The following is a 16,197-nucleotide window of genomic DNA, read 5'->3' on the forward strand; positions in this document are numbered from 1 at the left end:
ACCCCGCCGCCTCCCGGGCGCGACGTCAGTCCCGGCCGGTGATGCCCCGGGTCGAGGCGATGACGTCGCCCATCTTCTTCCCGAGGGCCTCGTAGAACATCGACAGCGGGAACTCGTCGTCCAGCACCGCGTCGGTGAGGCCGCGCGGGGCGCCGAGCAGCACCTCGTCCGGGAGCCCGCGGGCCCAGGCGGAGGCGGGGTGCGGAGTGAGAGTGGCCGCGATCAGCTCGTGCGCGGCCAGCCAGTGCGCCGTCTTCGGCCGGTCGATCGAGCGCCAGTAGAGCTCGTCGATCGCGTCCGAGAGGGCGACGACCACGTCGGCGACGCCGTCCCACTCGAACGCCAGCCGGGTGTCGGTCCAGTGCAGGACGCCGTGCTGGTGCAGCCAGGCGAAGAGCAGCTGGCCGCCGAGGCCGTCGTAGTTGCGCACCCGCGACCCGGTGAGCGGGAAGCGGAAGAGCCGGTCGAACAGGATCGCGTACTGCACGAAGCGCGAGCGCTCGGCCAGCGCCTCCTCCTCGTCGTCGCGGCGGTCCAGCGCGCCGAGGCGGCGCTCGATGGCGACGGCCTCGCGGAAGGCGGTGAGGTCGCACCGCAGCTCCTCCAGCGAGTAGAGGAAGAAGGGCATCCGCTGCTTGATCATGAACGGGTCGAACGGCAGGTCGCCGCGCATGTGGGTGCGGTCGTGGATGAGGTCCCACATCACGAAGGACTCCTCCGCCAGGCGCTGGTCGGCCAGCAGGCGCTGCGCGTCCTCCGGGAGCTCGAGACGGGTGATCCGGGCCGCCTCCGTGACGACGCGGCGGAACCGGGCCGCCTCGCGGTCGGCGAAGATCGCGCCCCAGGTGAAGGACGGGACGGAGCGCATCGCGACCGTCTCGGGGAACAGCACGGCGCTGTCGGTGTCGTAGCCGGCGGTGAAGTCGACGAAGCGCACGGGCACGAAGAGGGCGTTGGAGTAGTCCCCCGCCTCCAGCTCGGCGACGAACCGCGGCCAGACGACCTCGACGAGGACGGCCTCGACGTGGCGGTCGCGGCTGCCGTTCTGGGTGTACATGGGGAAGACGACGAGGTGGCGGCGGCCGTCGACGCGCTCGAGCTGCGGCTGGAACGCGGTGAGCGAGTCGAGGAAGTCGGGCAGGCCGAGTCCGCCGGCGCTCCAGCGCTCGAGGTCGACGACCAGCGCGTCGAGGTACGCGGCGTCGTGCGGGAACGCGGGGGCGAGGGTGCGGACGCCGGCGACGATCCGCTCGACGAGGGTGCGCGCCTCCTCGAGCCGCTCGGGCTCGGCGAGCGAGCCGTCCTGGGACTGGAGCGGCTGCAGCGCGGCGGCGGCGGCCTTCAGGTCGAGCCAGGCGGCGGAGTCCTCCACGTGGTCCTCGACGACCTCGGGTTCTCCGACGACGGTGCTCTGCACGGCTTGCGACATGGTGATCCTCCTCACGCTGGTTATACGGGGCTGCAGGAGCGGAACGCGCTCCGACTCCGAGCGTATGGGCTCGTGCGCGCGCTTTTCTTGCGTCTCGGCGGAGCGAAGCGGCGATCTCGCAGGGGCGGGCGCACGTCTCCGCCGCCCCTCTCCGGCCCCGCGGTCAGCGGTTGCCCAGGTGTCGTGCAGGTGCCACCCCCCGTCCGGGGCTAGATTCCTCACCGCTTCCGTTTCCCTCCCCTCATCGGGTCGAAGATGGGGCGACACCGTGTCCGCATCCCGAGTGCGGAGACATCCGATCGGTCAGGCGCGCCGAACACCCTGGCGGCGCGCTCGATCGGCGAGCCATCCTGAGAGAGAGGATCGGAGCGCGTGACGGGACCCGAACCCGGAAGCGACCAGAGAACAGCCAGCATCGACCACCACCCCGAGAACCTCCGCCTGCTCCCCTGGCCGCAGGCGGACGCCTCCGTCCTGCGCGACACCCTCGCGCACGCGGGCGGCGGACTCGAGAGCGAGAGCGAGATCCTCGTGCGCCACGACCGCTACCTGCGCGGTTGGGCGGACGGCGACGCGTTCTTCTACGTGGTCGAGCTGGACGGACTCTCCGTCGGCTCCATCGGCTATTGGTACGGCTGCTCGCGCGGCGTCGTCGCCTACGAGGCGGCGTGGAGCATCGCTCCGCACGCCCGCGGCATCACCGCGGACTCCGTGCGGATGCTGCTCGCGGAGGCGGCGGCGTTCCCCGTGCCACGCTTCGTGCACGCCTTCGTGGCGGAGAGCGACCTGGACGCCGGCGCGACCTGCGTCGAGGCCGGCTTCGACCGGATCGACCTCGTCGAGCAGGGCGAGCCGCCGGAGCTCTACGTGGACTGGGCGTTCGACCTGGCCGCCGTGGCCTGATCAGATCCCGTGGCGCTCCAGCCACGGCCGCAGCACCGCGAGGAACTCCTCGGGGTGCTCGAGGCCGGGCAGGTGCGCCGCGTCCTCGAGCACGTGCAGCTCGGCACCGCTCACCTCGGCGGCGAGGTGCTCGCAGACCGGCAGCGACTCCGAGAGGTCGTGCGCGCCCGCCACGACGAGGGTCGGCACGGCGATCTCCCCGAGCCGCTCGCCCGCCAGCCCGGAGGGCTCGATCGGGCGGGGGGCCTCCGCCTCGTGGCCGACGCCCGTGAGCGCGAGCTCCCGGACCCGCGCGAGGAACTCCGGAGCGACGTCGTCCGCGGAGCGGTCGGGACCCACGGCCCAGAGCTCCGCCTCGACGATCGCCGCGGCCTCCCGCTCGCCCGCGAGCTCCAGCGCCTCGACCTCCCCGAAGCGCCGCTCCTCCTCCGCCGTCAGCGCGGGGTAGTCGAAGCCCGCCAGGCCCGGGGCGATCACGACCAGGCCGGTCACCCGCTCCGGATGCTCGAGCGCCAGGTCGAGCGCGAGCGTTCCGCCCCGCGAGCAGCCGACGACCACCGCGCGCTCGACGCCGAGGTGGTCGAGCACGTCCAGGGCGTCCCGGCGCGGGTCGTACTCCACGTCCTCCGTGCTCGTTCCGCCCGCGCCGCGGACGTCGTAGCGGACCACCAGCCGGTCGCGCGAGAGGTCGGGGACGAGCGGGTCCCACATCCGCAGGTCGGCGATGCCCGCGTGCACGAGCAGCAGGGCGGGCGCGGAGGCGTGGCCGTCCGCCTCCCAGTGGAGGCTCGCGCCGGGGACCTCGAGATGCGGCATGCCGCACACCGTAGGCGCGTCGCGCCGGCGCTGCAACGCCCGGCCACTGCCTAGGGTGGAGGCGCGACAGCGGACGGGCCGCGGCGGGGAGGCGGCGGCGTGGAGGGCGTGCTCACCGGCTTCTCGATCATCGGGGTCGTCATCGCGGTCGGCTACCTGATCGCGCGGTTCCGGATCGTCCCGCCCGAGAGCCGGCTGATCCTGTCGCGGATCGCCTTCTTCGTCACGACGCCGGCGCTGCTGTTCACCGTGCTGTCACGGGCCGACGTCTCCGTCCTCTTCTCCTCGTTCCTGCTCGTCTCGCTCCTGACGGTGCTGACCGTCGCCCTGCTCTACGTGCTGGCCTCGCGGCTGCTCTTCCCCCGCCCGCTGCCGGAGACGGTGATCGGGACCGCGGCCTCCTCCTACGTCAACGCCAACAACATCGGACTGCCGGTCGCCATCTACGTGCTGGGCGATCCGCAGTGGGTGGCGCCGACGCTCCTCCTGCAGCTGATCGTCCTCGCGCCGACGATCCTGACGCTGCTCGACGTCTCGACGAGCGGGCGGACCTCGGTCGGCGCGATCCTCACACAGCCGCTGCGGAATCCGATGATCATCGCCTCCGCCCTCGGCCTCGTCGTCGCCCTCACCGGCGTGGAGCTGCCCGCGCCCGTGCTGCAGCCGTTCTCGATCATCGGCAACGCGTCGATCCCGCTGGTGCTGATCGCCTTCGGGATGTCGCTGCGCGGGCAGCGGCCGCTGGAGGCGGGGCCGGCGCGGGTCGAGGTGGTGGTCGCGTCCGTCCTCAAGTCGCTGGTGATGCCGGCGGTCGCGCTGCTGCTGGGGCGCTTCGCGTTCCACCTCGACTCCGAGCACCTCTTCGTGGTGACGGTGACCGCCGCGCTGCCGACCGCGCAGAACATCTTCACCTTCGCCTCGCGCTACGACCGGGGCGTCGCCGTCGCCCGCGACACGGCCCTCGTGACCACGGTCGCCGCAGTGCCCGTGCTCATCGGGGTGTCCCTCCTGCTGGGCTGAGCGGAGCAGCATCCCCGCCTCCCGCTCGGTCCCGGCGGAGGCGCCGGACGGCCCGCGCATCCGCGTCGCGTGTCCCTCGTCCTGGGACGGGGCCGGTGGCGCGGGCCCGGTCGCACTCCGCCGACCGTCGCTTAGGCTCTCTCGAATGAGCACCACCACGTCCGCCGACCGCTCCACCCGCGGCAGGCCGCGCCGCCGTCGCGGCCTCTGGATCACGCTGATCGTCCTCCTGGTCCTGCTGATCGGCGCCGTCGTCGCGGTGCTCCTCGGCGTGCGCACCTACGACAAGGCGATGACCGTCCGCGACAAGCTGACCGAGGCGATCCCGCTGGTGTCGCAGGTGACGGACAGGCTGACGACGTTCGACACCTCCGGGGCGGAGGAGACCGCGGGCCGGATCGCGACCCTCACCGGCGAGGCGCGCGACGAGACCGAGGACCCGGTGTGGCGGGTGATGGAGGTGGTGCCCGTCCTCGGGCCGAACCTGTCCGCGGTCCGCGCCGCGACCGAGATCGCCGACGACGTCTCCGGCCGGATCGTCACGCCGCTCTCCACGACCTCGCTCGACATCCTCAAGCCCGTCGACGGCAGGGTCGACCTCGCGGCGATCACCGAGCTGTCGCAGAAGATCACCGTCGCCAAGGAGGTCGTCGACGCGGCGCAGACCCGCGTCGAGGGCATCGACCGCGGCCCGCTGGTGCCGCAGGTCGCCTCGGCCCTCGACTCCTTCACTCCGCAGCTGGCCACCGCGACCGCGGCGATGGAGCAGGTCGAGCCGCTCACCGCGATCCTCCCCGACTCCCTCGGAGCGTCCGGTCCGCGCCACTACCTGGTGATGTTCCAGAACCTGGCGGAGTCGCAGGCTCTGGGCGGCGGCGCGTCGTCGGTGATGCAGCTCGACGTCGACGGCGGCGCGATCTCGATCGGCCGTCAGCTGGGCAGCGGCGACTTCCGCGGTCTGGCGCCCGTCACCGTCGACCAGAGCGCGCTCGACACCATCGGCGAGAACATGGCGACGACCTTCAACGTCTCGACCAGCCGCCCCGACTTCCCGACGGCCGCCTCGATCGCCTCGCAGTTCTGGGCGCAGAAGTTCCCCGAGCAGAGGATCGACGGCGTCCTCGCGATCGACCCCGTCGCCCTCTCCTACCTCCTCGGCTCGACCGGGCCCGTGACCCTCACCGACGGCACGGTCCTCACGAGCGAGAACACCGTCTCGACCCTGCTCAACGAGGTCTACTTCCGCTACCCGGAGTCGGTCGTGGCCGAGCGCACCGACGAGTTCTTCTCGGAGGCGAGCGCGACGGTCCTGGGCAAGATCCTCGGCGGGGAGATGGAGCCGACGAAGATGCTCCCGGCGATCGTGAAGGCGGTCGACGAGAGCCGCATCCTCGCCTACAGCTCCGACGCCGACGAGCAGGCGCTCCTCGCGCCCACGCCGATCGCGGGGGTCCTGCCGCAGACGACGACCGACGGCACGACCACCGGAGTGTTCTTCCAGGACGCCTCGGGCGGCTCGAAGATGGACTACTACCTGAGCACGGCGGTCACGCAGTCGAGCGCGGGCCGGTGCGCCGCCTCGGGCGCGGTCTTCACCACCTCCGTCACCGTGACCAACACGATCTCGAAGGCGGTCGCGAGGACGCTGCCCGGCTACGTCGCCGCGGCGGGCGGGCGCGGTGCGTACCCCCTGGGCGACTTCGTCACCAACATCTACGTCTACGGCCCTCCCGGGACCACGGTGTCGAGCGCGGCCTGGGCCGACGGCACCGGCTACGGACCCGAGAGCCTCGACGACCTCGGCCGTCCCGTCTCGAAGGTCGCGGTGCAGCTCTCGCCCGGCCAGACCGAGACGTTCGACGTGCAGTTCAGCGCCGGCGACGCCTCCGGCTTCGGCGACCAGACCGTGCGGGTGACCCCGATGATCGACCCCACCGCGGTGACGCTGAACGACGAGCCCGCCTGCGGCTGACCTCGCCTTCGCGCGCCTCCGGGTCGGTGCTGGACCAGCGCCGAGCACGCCGACCGCTGGCGCGCCCCCGGGTCGGTGCTGGACCAGCGCCGACCACGCCGACCGCTGACGCGCCCCCGGGTCGGTGCTAGACCAGCGCCGAGCCGGGGATCGAGCTCGTCACGAGCGAGGAGGCGAGGAACGCGGTGGCGATGCAGAGCACGAACCCGATGACCGGCACGAGGAACGCGCGTCGGCCCACGAGGTAGCGCACGACCGTCACGACCACGGCGATCAGCGTCAGCGCGGGCGGCCCGATCAGCGCGATCGAGACGCCCCAGTCGATCCGGTCGAAGTCGCAGGCGAAGTTCTGGCCCTCGCACTGCGCGGGGAAGACCGAGAGGATCGCGGCGAGGTAGCCGAGCACGATCGTGAGCAGGCCGAGGGCGAGGCAGCCGAGGATCGAGAGCACGAGGTCCCAGCGGCGCCGGCGCGGCTTCCCGGCGGCGATGATCCCGCCCACCGAGCGGTAGGCGTCGGACCGGAACTCGTCGTGCGCGGCTGCGGGACGGGCGGTCGCAGGGCGGGCGGTCGCAGGGCGTGCCGTCGCGGGTCGGGAGGCGGGGCGGGAGGCACCGGCCGAGGCGGCCTGGGCCCGCGCGCGCTTCTTCTTCGACGAGGCCATGCTCAGAAGATCATCGGGCGGTCGTCGTCGAGGGTCGTCTCCAGGTCGAGATCGACCACCACCGGGACGTGGTCGCTCGGGGCGTCGCCCTTGCGCTCGTCGCGGTGGATCGAGGCGCCGGTGACGAGCTCGCCGAACGCGGGGGAGCCGAGCACGAAGTCGATCCGCAGCCCCTCGTTGCGCGGGAAGCGGAGCTGCTTGTAGTCCCAGTAGGTGTAGCCCTCGGGCACGAGCGGGCGGACGACGTCGCGCAGGCCCGCATCCTCGAAGGCGGCGAAGGCGGCGCGCTCGGGGATCGAGACGTGCGTGGATCCGGGGCCGAGGCTCGGGTCGCCCACGTCGCTGTCGAGCGGCGCGACGTTCCAGTCGCCGACCAGGGCGAGCGGCAGGTCGGGCTCGGCGGCCAGCCACTCACGCGTGCTCGCCTCGAGGGCCGCGAGCCACTCGAGCTTGTAGAGGTAGTGCGGGTCGTCGACCGCGCGGCCGTTCGGGACGTAGAGGCTCCAGACGCGCACGCCGTCGACCGTGGCGCCGATCGCGCGGGCCTCGAGCGGGTAGGAGCCGTCGGCCGCCGCCTCCTTCGCGAAGCCGGGCATGCCCGGGAAGCCGATCTGCACGTCCTCCATCGGCAGGCGCGAGGCGATGCCGACGCCGTTCCACTGGCTGAGCCCGACCATCTCGACGTGGTAGCCGGCGTCGGCGAAGGCCTCGTGCGGGAACTGCTCGGGCTTGCACTTGAGCTCCTGCATGGCGAGGACGTCCACGTCCTCGCGCAGGAGCCAGTCGACGACGCGGCCGGTGCGGGCCCGGATGGAGTTCACGTTCCAGGTGGCGATGCGCATCCTGGAAGTGTAGGAGCCGCCGCCGACACGTCTCCTGCGCGTCCTCCGCGCGTCCCGGCGGCCGCGGGCCGGGGGAGTCATCCCCTCGGCGGATTGCGGAACCGGTGTCGGTGGTCGATGGTTGTCTAGCGCCGTCCCGACCGGCCGTTCGTCGTGCCGTCCGGACGCCGCCGCCGCCCGCGCCGTGCGGGCCCGACGGGCTCCCCGGCGCTCCGCGCTCCCCAGCCCGGTCCCCTCCCGCTCCTGCTCCGCCCCTCCGGAGGACCCATGATCCTGCTCCGCCTCGCCTCCGCCTACGCGAAGCCCTACGCGCGCTGGGTGGCCGCCGTCGTCGTGCTGCAGCTCGTCGCGACGCTCGCCGCGCTCTACCTGCCGAGCCTCAACGCCGAGATCATCGACCAGGGCATCGGCCGCGGCGACACCGACTTCATCTGGGGCACCGGCATGACCATGCTCGGGGTCTGCGTCGTGCAGGTCGCCGCGGCGATCGGAGCCGTCTACTTCGGCGCGCGCACCGCCATGTCCGTCGGCCGCGACCTGCGCCGCGACGTCTACCGCCGCGTCGACTCGCTCAGCGGGCTCGAGGTCGGCGGCTTCGGCACGGCCACCCTGATCACCCGCGGCACGAACGACGTGCAGCAGGTGCAGATGCTCGTGCTGATGACCCTCAACTTCATGGTCTCCGCGCCGATCATGTGCGTCGGCGGCATCGTCTTCGCCCTGCGCGAGGACGCCGGCCTCTCCTGGCTCGTCTGGGTGTCGGTGCCGCTGCTGTTCGTCGTGGTCGGCTTCCTGGTGTTCCTGCTGCTGCCGCTGTTCCGCCTCATGCAGGACCGGATCGACGGGATCAACAGCGTGTTGCGCGAGCAGATCACGGGCATCCGCGTGGTGCGCGCCTTCGTGCGCGAGCCGTTCGAGTCCGAGCGGTACCGCAAGGCCAACGCGGCGATCACCGAGGTGTCGATCAAGGTCGGCAACATCTTCGTGCTGATGTTCCCCGCGATCATGATGATCCTGCACCTGGCCACCGCGGCCGTGCTGTGGTTCGGCGGGCAGCGGGTCGACGCCGGTCAGATGCAGGTGGGCTCGCTCACCGCGTTCCTGCAGTACCTCCTCCAGATCCTCACCGCCGTGATGATGGGCGTCTTCATGGTGATGATGATCCCGCGCGCGGTCGTCTGCGCCGAGCGGATCCAGCAGGTGCTCGACGCCCGCACCAGCCTCACCACGCCCCAGGGCGGAGTCCCGACGCCCGCGCGCGGCCGCGTCGAGTTCTCCGGGGTCGTCTTCGGCTACCCGGGCGCCGAGCGCCCCGTGCTCTCGGGCATCGACATCGTCGCGGAGCCGGGCCGCACCACGGCGGTCGTCGGCTCCACCGGCGCCGGCAAGACGACCCTGCTCGGCCTCGTGCCGCGCCTGTTCGACCCGCAGGAGGGCACCGTCACGATCGACGGCGTGCCCGTCTCCTCCCTCGACCGGGCGCAGCTCGCCGAGGTGATCGGGCTCGTGCCCCAGCGCCCCTACCTCTTCTCGGGGACGATCGCCTCGAACCTGCGCTTCGGCCGCCCCGACGCGACGGACGCCGAGCTGTGGGAGGCGCTGCGCATCGCCCAGGGCGAGGACTTCGTGCGGAGCAAGGAGCACGGGCTCGACGAGCCGGTCTCGCAGGGCGGCACCAACGTCTCCGGCGGGCAGCGCCAGCGGCTCTGCATCGCGCGGGCCCTCGTCGCGAAGCCGCGGGTCTACCTGTTCGACGACTCGTTCTCGGCGCTCGACGTCGCGACCGATGCGCGGCTGCGGGAGTCGCTGGCCGACGCCACCACCGACGCGACCGTGATCATCGTGGCCCAGCGGGTGTCGACCATCCGCCACGCCGACCAGATCGTCGTGCTCGACGCGGGCCGCGTCGTCGGCCGCGGCACGCACGACGAGCTCCTCGAGACGAACGCGACCTACCGCGAGATCGTCGAATCCCAGCTGAGCGTCGAAGGAGTGTCCTGAGATGGCGCGCACACGCGACACCACCGCCCCCGAGGAGACGACGTCCCCCGAGCCCGAGTTCGAGCCCGGCGAGGGCGACGGCGGCATGTTCGGGGACGGGCCGCCCGCCCGCAAGGCGCAGAACTTCTGGCCCTCGGCCAAGCGCCTCTTCTCGCTGCTCGGCCCCGAGCGCGCCCGGATGGTCCTCGTGGTCGCCCTGGTCTCGCTGTCGGTCGTCCTCACCGTCATCGCGCCCAAGATCCTCGGGCAGGCGATGGACACGATCTTCAACGGCGTGATCGGCTCCCAGCTCCCCGCCGGCGTCCCGCTCGAGCAGATCATCGAGCAGCAGCGCGCCTCGGGCAACGGCACCTTCGCCGACATGCTGGCCAAGACCGACATCGTGCCCGGCGCGGGCATCGACTTCGTGGTCCTCGGCCGCCTGATCATCATCGTGCTGCTGATGTACGTCGTCGCGTCGGTGCTCATGTGGGCGCAGGGCTACATCCTCAACGGCCTCGTGATGCGGGTGGTCTTCGGCCTCCGCCAGGACATCGAGGCGAAGCTCAACCGCCTCCCGCTGCGCTTCTTCGACACCCGGCAGCGCGGCGACGTGATGTCGCGCGTCACGAACGACGTCGACAACATCCAGACGGCGCTGCAGCAGGCCTTCTCGCAGCTGGTGCAGTCGGTGCTCACCATCATCGGCATCGCCGCGATGATGTTCATCGTCTCGTGGCAGCTCGCGCTGATCGCGCTGATCTCGATCCCGCTCTCGGGCGTGATCGCGGGCGTGATCGGCGCCCGCTCCCAGAAGCTCTTCGCCGCCCAGTGGAAGAACACGGGCGCGCTCAACGGCCACATCGAGGAGACCTTCTCCGGGCTCGAGATCGTCCGCGCCTTCGGCCGCGACCGCGAAATGCTCGAGGAGTTCGACCGCCGCAACGACAGCCTCTACACCGCCTCGTTCGGCGCCCAGTTCGTCTCGGGCATGATCATGCCCGCGATGACCTTCGTCTCCTACCTCTCCTACGTGCTCATCGCCGTGGTCGGCGGCCTGCGGGTCGCCTCCGGTCAGCTGACGCTCGGCGACGCGACCGCGTTCATCCAGTACTCGCGCGAGTTCACCCAGCCGGTGACCCAGCTGGCGAGCATGGCGAACATGCTGCAGTCCGGCGTCGCCTCGGCCGAGCGCACGTTCGAGCTGCTCGACGCCGAGGAGCAGGAGCCGGAGACGGCGACCGCGTCGCTCCCGCAGCGCACCGACGGCCACGTGGAGTTCGAGGGCGTCTCGTTCTCGTACGACCCGGAGCAGCCGCTGATCGAGGACCTGACCTTCTCGGCGCAGCCCGGGCAGACGGTCGCCATCGTCGGTCCGACCGGCGCCGGCAAGACCACGCTGGTCAACCTGGTCATGCGCTTCTACGAGCTCACCGGAGGGCGCATCCTGCTCGACGGCGTCGACATCACGAGCCTCGCGCGCGGCGATCTGCGCTCGCGCGTGGGCATGGTGCTGCAGGACGCGTGGCTCTTCCAGGGCACCATCCGCGAGAACATCCGCTACGGGCGCCTGGACGCGACCGACGAGGAGATCGTCGACGCGGCGAAGGCCACCATGGTCGACCGCTTCGTGCGCCAGCTGCCCGACGGCTACGACACGGTGCTGGACGCCGACGGCGGCAGCGTCTCAGCGGGCGAGCGGCAGCTGATCACGATCGCGCGCGCGTTCCTCGCGAACCCGTCGCTGCTGATCCTCGACGAGGCCACCTCCTCGGTCGACACCCGCACGGAGCTGCTCGTGCAGCACGCGATGAACGCGCTGCGCACCGACCGGACCTCGTTCGTCATCGCGCACCGGCTCTCCACGATCCGCGACGCCGACACCATCCTGGTGATGGAGTCGGGCCGGATCGTCGAGCAGGGCGCGCACGAGGCGCTGCTGAAGCAGCGCGGTGCCTACTACGAGCTCTACATGACGCAGTTCCGCGGAGGAGGCGACGAGGCGGGCGAGCACGCCGCAGCGGGCGCGCTCCCGAGCGGGGGAGGGGTCGCCCCGTAGAGTAGGCGCGTGACCGACGCACGCCAGCAGCTCATCGAGTACATCGGCTCCGACGCCGTCTTCCACGGGGACTTCACCCTCACGAGCGGCAAGAAGGCGTCGTACTACGTCGACCTGCGCCGCGTGAGCCTCGACCACCGCGTCGCGCCGCTGATCGGGCAGGTCATGCTCGACCTCATCGCGCCGCTCGAGCGCGTCGACGCGGTCGGCGGCCTCACCATGGGTGCCGACCCGATCGCCGCCGCGATCCTCCACCAGGGCGCCGCCCGCGGTCTCGCCTACGACGCGTTCGTCGTGCGCAAGGAGCCCAAGGACCACGGCCGCGGCCGGCAGGTCGAGGGCCCCGACCTCGAGGGCAAGCGCGTCGTCGTCGTCGAGGACACGTCCACCACCGGCGGCTCGCCGCTGAAGGCGATCGAGGCCCTGCTGAAGGTCGGCGCCGAGATCGCAGGAGTCGCCGTCGTCGTCGACCGCGCGACCGGGGCCCGCGAGATCATCGAGGACGCCGGCTACCCGTACTTCGCCGCGATCGGTCTGGCCGACCTCGGCCTGAGCTGATGGTCGACGAGGGGGGACGCGGCGGGGGCCCGGGAGGCGGCGAGCACCCGGAGCCGGAGCGCCGCGGGTCCGAGGGCCGCGAGCCGGAGCCTGCCGGATCGGAGGCCTCCGAGCCGGAGCGTGCCGAGCCGGAGCGTGCCGAGCCGGAGCGTGCCGAGCCGGAGCGACCCGAGCCGGAGCGTCCCGTCGGCAGCAGCGAGTGGCTGCTCCAGCAGCTCAGCGGCGGCCGCCTGAAGAGCATCTTCGACTCGCCCCGCCCCGTCCCTCCCGTGGAGGAGTCGCGCGCGGAGCGGACGTCCGGTCCTGCTGAGTCCGCAGCCGACGAGGCCCACGCGTCAGCGGAGGAGCGGAGCGCTGCGAGCGAGTCGGCCTCCTCCGCCGACGCGGCCGGACCGTCGTCGAGCGCCCGCGACCGCGACCGCGACAGCAACAGCGACAGCGACAGCAACTCCGACGCGGCGCCGCGCCGTGCCCCTGCCGCTCCGGTCGGCCTGTGGCCGGGGGAGCCCGTGCTGAGCGCGACGCCGGCCGCCGAGGAGGACGGCGGCGACCTCCCGAACCCCGCGGACGACTCCGCTCGGGTGGAGGAGCAGGACGCCGACGCCGACCGCGGAACGGTCGCGGAGCCGGAGCGCTCCTCCGGCCGCGACGGCGTCCCCGCCGAGGGACGGAGCTCTCGGGGCGACGACACGGGAGCCCGCGCCATGGGAGCGCCCGAGACGAGTGCCCGCGAGACGAGTGCCCGCGAGACGGGTGCCGGTGGGACGACTGCCCGCGGGACGAGCGCCTCCGACGCGGACGTGTCCGACGAGGACGACTCCGACGAGGACGCCTTCGACGAGGACGCCTTCGACGCGTTCTTCGCCCCCCTCCGCGACGACGCCGACGGCTCCGACGCCTCCACCGATGCCGGCCGCACCGAGGTGCACCGCCGCGGGGCGGACTCCGTGCGCCCGGTCCTGCCGCACACCGACCCTCCCGCCGACCTTCCGACCGCCCCCGCCGGGCTGCGCAGCGCCCACCGGCCGGACGACGAGCCCGATGCCGGATCCTCGACCGACGTCGACCCGGCGGGCCGCTCCGGCGTCCCCTCCCCCGCCGACGGACGCCCGGTCGGCGCGACCCCGCCGACTCCGCGCGAGCAGACTCCGCCCGCCGTCTACGAGTGGCCCGACCCGCGCGGGGACTGGGACCAGCCGCCCGTGTGGGAGCAGGTCGTCGCTCCGCATGACGAGCCCGACGAGGACGGCGGCGACGAGGAGCTGTGGCGCGAGACCGCCGGCGCCTACTCGTGGAACCTCGAGCCGGCCGCCGAGCCCGCCGACCGCGCCGAGCCCGGGCCCTTCCGCACCGCTCCCGCGGCCGCCCACGTCAACGCCGCTCCGCCGCGGAAGCGCCGCTCCGCCCGGTCCCGACCCGAGAGCCGCGAACGCGACTCGGCGCCCGCTGCAGCGCCCGCGTGGCGCACGCTCAGCCGACGCCGGCTCCTGATCGGCCTGATCGCGGCGGGTGCGGTGATCATCCTCGCCGGGCTCTTCGCGATCGGCATCGCCGTCGGGAGCGCCGGCGGCCGAGCAGAGCCGCAGGCCGTCCCGGTCGTCAGCGAGACGCCCACGGCGGAGCCGACCCCCTCGCCCACGCCGACCGCGACCCTCCCGACCGTCGGACCGCTGCCCGTCGGCACCTGGGCTTGGAGCGCGCTCCTCGGCGGCGAGTGCGTCGAGCCCTTCGACTCCGTCTGGGCGGAGGAGTTCACCGTCGTGGACTGCGCGGGGGCCCACTCCGCCCAGCTCGTCTCCGCCGCGGAGCTGACCGACGCGGCGTTCCCCGGCCAGGACGCCCTGGCCGTCACCGTCTCCTCGCTCTGCCAGGCGCAGGGCGTCGTGGACGTCGCCGCGGCCGAGACCTACGGCGACGTGCAGGTCGCCGGTGCGTTCCCCGTCACCCAGGAGCAGTGGGACGCGGGCGAGCGCAGCTACTACTGCTTCGTCGACCGGGCGGGCGGCGGCGAGCTGACCGGCTCCCTCGCCGGCACTCCCTCAGCCTGACGCGCGCCGTCGCTCGGGCCTCGTCGGACGCCGCCGGGCACCGGCCCGGTGCACCCGGCCGAGCCGCGGAGCGCCCAGTAGGATCGCTCGTCGTGCAGGAGAACGAGGCGACCCCCGCGACCGGACCCACCGCCTCCGTGGAGCTCACCACGAACGGCGTCGGCCCCTGGCAGGGGGAGCGGCCCGAGGACGACCGCCTCGACCCGGAGCTGCTGGAGCGCGGCGACGCGCGCAACGTGGTCGACCGCTTCCGCTACTGGCGGATGGACGCGATCGTCGCGGAGCTCGACCGCACGCGGCACCCGTTCCACGTCGCGATCGAGAACTGGCAGCACGACATGAACATCGGCTCGATCGTCCGCAGCGCCAACGCGTTCGGCGCGGAGGGCGTCCACATCGTCGGCCGGCGGCGGTGGAACAAGCGCGGCGCGATGGTCACCGACCGCTACCAGCACGTCCAGCACCACGAGACGGTGGCCGACCTCGTGCAGTGGGCCGCGGAGGCGGACGTGCCCCTCCTCGCCGTCGACAACGTCCCCGGCTGCGTGCCGATCGAGACCTACCGGCTCCCCGAGCGCTGCCTCCTGCTGTTCGGGCAGGAGGGACCCGGCCTCTCGGAGGAGGCGATCGCCGCCTCGGAGGCCGTGCTCGAGATCTCGCAGTTCGGCTCGACCCGGTCGATCAACGCCTCGGCGGCGGCAGCCGTCGCGATGCACGCCTGGGTGCTGCAGCACGTCCGCTTCTGACCCCCGCGAGCCGCGGTGCCGTGTCAGGAGCCGGCGCCCGACCCGCTGCCGGGCCGCCGGGACTCAGACCGCCGAATCCGGCGGGAACTCCGACTCCAGCGGCTCCGACGACAGGAGCTCGTGCACCCCGCTCAGCACCTCGTCCGGGCGGAACGGATAGCGCTCGATCTCGGCCTCGTCGCTGATCCCCGTCAGCACCAGCACGGTGTGCAGGCCCGCTTCGATGCCCGCGACGATGTCGGTGTCCATCCGGTCGCCGATCATCCCGGTGTTCTCGCTGTGCGCGCCGATCTTGTTCATCGCCGAGCGGAACATCATCGGGTTCGGCTTGCCGACGACGTACGGATCCTTGCCCGTCGCCTTCGTGATGAGCGCCGCGATCGCCCCCGTCGCCGGGAGCACGCCCTCGGCACTCGGCCCCGTCGCATCGGGATTGGTGACGATGAAGCGCGCACCCGCGACGATCAGGCGGATCGCCTTCGTGATCGCCTCGAAGCTGTAATTGCGGGTCTCGCCCACGACCACGTAGTCCGGCGCCGTCTCCGTCATGATGAAGCCCGCCTCGTGCAGCGCGGTGGTGATCCCCGCCTCGCCGATCACGAACGCGCTCCCGCCCGGCTTCTGCGACGCGCAGAAGTCCGCCGTCGCCAGAGCGCTCGTCCAGATCCGCTCCTCCGGCACGTGCAGCCCCGACCCGCGCAGCCGCGCCGCCAGATCCCGCGGCGTGAAGATCGAGTTGTTCGTCAGCACCAGGAACGGGGTGCCCGAATCGGTCCACTCCTGGATCAGCTCGGGCGCGCCGGGGAGCGCCTTGTTCTCGTGCACCAGCACGCCGTCCATGTCCGTGAGCCAGGCCTCGACTTCACTGCGGTTCGTCGCCATGGGTCGATGCTATCGGCGGCACCCCCGCGCACGACGGCGGCGACCGGCGAACCGCCCGGCTCCCTCCGCTGACGCCCCTGTGGAGGGACGACCGTCGTGCGCCGGACGGCCGGACCCCGGACCCGCACAGCCTCGAGCGGGATAGCCTGGGAGGCATGAGTGGCGAGAACCTGCTGGGCCCCGAACCGACCCTCCTCCCCGACGAGCCCGCGGTCACCGCGGCCCTCGCGAAGCACGCGAACCCGGGAGCCGTCGAATTCGCCGCCCTCGCCGCCGCC

At 72.6% G+C, this 16,197-nt stretch carries 13 protein-coding genes; 8 read left to right on the plus strand and 5 right to left on the minus strand.

Annotated elements, in window-relative coordinates:
* Positions 1-25: 25 nt before the first annotated feature.
* Positions 26-1,429 (minus strand): DUF6421 family protein, encoded by a 1,404-nt coding sequence (locus C5B93_RS15275; protein WP_104292826.1) that lies wholly within the window; start codon positions 1,427-1,429, stop codon positions 26-28.
* Positions 1,430-1,801: 372 nt separating this feature from the next.
* On the opposite strand from C5B93_RS15275, the gene C5B93_RS15280 reads away from it, so the two are divergent.
* A complete protein-coding gene (locus C5B93_RS15280; protein ID WP_104292827.1) occupies positions 1,802-2,332 on the plus strand; it encodes a hypothetical protein in 531 nt (176 codons plus the stop codon).
* On the opposite strand, the gene C5B93_RS15285 is transcribed toward C5B93_RS15280, so the two are convergent.
* Positions 2,333-3,148, minus strand: coding sequence for an alpha/beta fold hydrolase (locus C5B93_RS15285; protein WP_104292828.1), 816 nt, complete (start codon positions 3,146-3,148; stop codon positions 2,333-2,335). It abuts the gene before it with no gap.
* Between the two features lie 99 nt (positions 3,149-3,247).
* Between C5B93_RS15285 and C5B93_RS15290 the strand changes: the two genes are divergently transcribed.
* Together C5B93_RS15290 and C5B93_RS15295 are read left to right on the plus strand one after the other, a co-directional pair.
* Entirely contained in the window at positions 3,248-4,168 is a 921-nt protein-coding gene (locus tag C5B93_RS15290) for an AEC family transporter (protein WP_104222809.1), read from the plus strand.
* A 145-nt stretch (positions 4,169-4,313) separates the two neighbouring features.
* Positions 4,314-6,140 carry a DUF4012 domain-containing protein gene (locus C5B93_RS15295; protein WP_104292829.1) on the plus strand — a complete coding sequence of 609 codons (1,827 nt, stop codon included), beginning with the start codon at positions 4,314-4,316 and terminating at the stop codon, positions 6,138-6,140.
* Positions 6,141-6,267: 127 nt separating this feature from the next.
* Here the strand turns inward: C5B93_RS15295 and C5B93_RS15300 are convergent, their stop codons facing one another.
* Positions 6,268-6,804, minus strand: a complete 537-nt coding sequence (locus C5B93_RS15300) for a hypothetical protein (RefSeq protein WP_104292830.1) — start codon at positions 6,802-6,804, stop codon at positions 6,268-6,270.
* Between the two features lie 2 nt (positions 6,805-6,806).
* On the minus strand, positions 6,807-7,646 hold the full coding sequence (locus C5B93_RS15305; RefSeq protein ID WP_104234384.1) for an exodeoxyribonuclease III: 840 nt from the start codon (positions 7,644-7,646) through the stop codon (positions 6,807-6,809).
* A 267-nt stretch (positions 7,647-7,913) separates the two neighbouring features.
* Between C5B93_RS15305 and C5B93_RS15310 the strand changes: the two genes are divergently transcribed.
* From C5B93_RS15310 to C5B93_RS15330, 5 genes are all read left to right on the plus strand, one after another.
* The gene (locus C5B93_RS15310) at positions 7,914-9,647 is read left to right on the plus strand and encodes an ABC transporter ATP-binding protein (protein WP_104247972.1); all 1,734 of its coding nucleotides are present in this window, start codon (positions 7,914-7,916) and stop codon (positions 9,645-9,647) included.
* A 1-nt stretch (position 9,648) separates the two neighbouring features.
* Positions 9,649-11,685 carry an ABC transporter ATP-binding protein gene (locus C5B93_RS15315; protein ID WP_104282750.1) on the plus strand — a complete coding sequence of 679 codons (2,037 nt, stop codon included), beginning with the start codon at positions 9,649-9,651 and terminating at the stop codon, positions 11,683-11,685.
* A 9-nt stretch (positions 11,686-11,694) separates the two neighbouring features.
* Positions 11,695-12,243, plus strand: a complete 549-nt coding sequence (gene pyrE, locus C5B93_RS15320; RefSeq protein WP_104225724.1) for an orotate phosphoribosyltransferase — start codon at positions 11,695-11,697, stop codon at positions 12,241-12,243.
* Positions 12,243-14,291, plus strand: coding sequence for a septum formation family protein (locus C5B93_RS15325; RefSeq protein ID WP_104292831.1), 2,049 nt, complete (start codon positions 12,243-12,245; stop codon positions 14,289-14,291). Before pyrE ends, C5B93_RS15325 begins: the two co-directional genes overlap by 1 nt.
* Before the next feature lie 92 nt (positions 14,292-14,383).
* Entirely contained in the window at positions 14,384-15,037 is a 654-nt protein-coding gene (locus C5B93_RS15330; protein WP_104292832.1) for a TrmH family RNA methyltransferase, read from the plus strand.
* A 63-nt stretch (positions 15,038-15,100) separates the two neighbouring features.
* Here C5B93_RS15330 and C5B93_RS15335 read toward each other — a convergent pair whose 3' ends face one another.
* A complete protein-coding gene (locus tag C5B93_RS15335) occupies positions 15,101-15,919 on the minus strand; it encodes an HAD-IIA family hydrolase (protein WP_104225721.1) in 819 nt (272 codons plus the stop codon).
* Between the last annotated feature and the right edge of the window lie 278 nt (positions 15,920-16,197).

The organism is Rathayibacter sp. AY1A2, from assembly GCF_002930935.1.
Taxonomy (GTDB): Bacteria; Actinomycetota; Actinomycetes; order Actinomycetales; family Microbacteriaceae; genus Rathayibacter.

Bases quoted from the DNA above. Each gene is read 5' to 3' on its own strand.
- C5B93_RS15275 (WP_104292826.1), bottom strand. From the start codon at position 1,429: ATGTCGCAAGCCGTGCAGAGCACCGTCGTCGGAGAACCCGAGGTCGTC.
- C5B93_RS15285 (WP_104292828.1), bottom strand. From the start codon at position 3,148: ATGCCGCATCTCGAGGTCCCCGGCGCGAGCCTCCACTGGGAGGCGGAC.
- C5B93_RS15295 (WP_104292829.1), top strand. From the start codon at position 4,314: ATGAGCACCACCACGTCCGCCGACCGCTCCACCCGCGGCAGGCCGCGC.
- C5B93_RS15300 (WP_104292830.1), bottom strand. From the start codon at position 6,804: ATGGCCTCGTCGAAGAAGAAGCGCGCGCGGGCCCAGGCCGCCTCGGCC.
- C5B93_RS15305 (WP_104234384.1), bottom strand. From the start codon at position 7,646: ATGCGCATCGCCACCTGGAACGTGAACTCCATCCGGGCCCGCACCGGC.
- C5B93_RS15310 (WP_104247972.1), top strand. From the start codon at position 7,914: ATGATCCTGCTCCGCCTCGCCTCCGCCTACGCGAAGCCCTACGCGCGC.
- C5B93_RS15315 (WP_104282750.1), top strand. From the start codon at position 9,649: ATGGCGCGCACACGCGACACCACCGCCCCCGAGGAGACGACGTCCCCC.
- C5B93_RS15325 (WP_104292831.1), top strand. From the start codon at position 12,243: ATGGTCGACGAGGGGGGACGCGGCGGGGGCCCGGGAGGCGGCGAGCAC.
- C5B93_RS15335 (WP_104225721.1), bottom strand. From the start codon at position 15,919: ATGGCGACGAACCGCAGTGAAGTCGAGGCCTGGCTCACGGACATGGAC.